Annotated in this window: 1 protein-coding gene; it reads right to left on the bottom strand. The window is 35.4% G+C overall.

All coding sequences use genetic code 11. The annotated features are described in order from the left end of the window. Positions 1-183: 183 nt before the first annotated feature. Positions 184-867 (bottom strand): SPOR domain-containing protein, encoded by a 684-nt coding sequence (locus tag H5072_RS19925; protein WP_024594911.1) that lies wholly within the window; start codon positions 865-867, stop codon positions 184-186. Between the last annotated feature and the right edge of the window lie 334 nt (positions 868-1,201).

The raw sequence follows: 1,201 nt of genomic DNA, 5'->3' as shown, positions 1-1,201 counted from the left end.
AAGAAAACCGAGTTGATAACAAAACAAAATTGCATTATTTAATTACTATCACTAATTATTGCTGTATTGCTCTAGCTACTGCCTCCGTGCACTCGTATATCAAAATTATTAGCGATAATTGCGTCAGGTTTAATCCCCAAGATTGATTAGGTATTATTACAGATTGATATTACGTAATACGGGCTACAGCCTTACTGGCTTATCGGTGTAGTTACTTACTATACAATCGAGTTTATACAGCTTGAATACGTCACAATCTGCTTTTGCATTTTTAAAGTTTTGGTAAGAGCCTAGTTTTAGTCTGTAAAACATTTTGTCGTTAATCTTGGCGGTTTCTACGTTAGTCAATATTTTGTCTCTAAACAACGGTGCTGCTTTAGTATTTAGCTCTTGCCATGCTTTAGCCACACCTTGCTCTGAGTCAACCGAAGCTACCTGCAAAGCAAATACATGTTTTGGTTTATTTAATTTTACAGCTTGTTTTTTATTGCTGTAGTTTTGTTTAACTTGTTGGCGTGATTTAACATTACGTGTGTTTCGAGGTGAGCGTACAGACTTGCTGCTATACCCTTGATTAGACTGCGCAATAGCTTTGCTGTTTATAATATCAATATGATTTACGAGGTAAGTTATTTCTTTTTCTAATCTTAAAATTCGCTCTATACCTTCGCGTGCTTGTTGCCACTGCATTGCAGCATCTTTTAGCTGAGCAAGCTCCAAGGCTGTAATTGAGACGTAGTCAGGCGAGTTACTTTGAGGTTGTTCGTCAATGGTTTTTATTTCAGGCGTAACGCTGCATGCTGTGCCAAATAAAAGCATTAGCAAGCTAAGTAAAAGCCCAATGTTATTTTTTTTATATATAAACATGTATTTGCTGTCCTGAAAGCAGTGTTTTCACTACATTTCAGTTAAACATTCTCACAAGAAAGCGTTTAACTTTATTTAAGCTGTGAGCTATAAAACTTAGCTCTTCGCATGCTTGTCAGTGTTTTGTAAAACACAACGTTGCATACTCCCACCCTTCCTTGAGAGCATTATTTAATACAAATTTAATGCCAGTTAACACAAACTTTACAACATAAATAACAATATGTCTGTAATGACCTAAAAATTTTATTTTTAAAGAGGCTCCTTTCTTATTTTACTCTAGGGCCTGTTGACCTTTCAGGATTAAAACTTGTTCAATCTAGGGGCTATTTAA

Source organism: Pseudoalteromonas sp. SR45-5, assembly GCF_014163565.1.
Lineage (GTDB): Bacteria > Pseudomonadota > Gammaproteobacteria > Enterobacterales > Alteromonadaceae > Pseudoalteromonas > Pseudoalteromonas distincta.
This window is presented reverse-complemented; position numbering and strand designations above follow the sequence as displayed.

Bases quoted from the DNA above. Each gene is read 5' to 3' on its own strand.
- H5072_RS19925 (WP_024594911.1), bottom strand. From the start codon at position 867: ATGTTTATATATAAAAAAAATAACATTGGGCTTTTACTTAGCTTGCTA.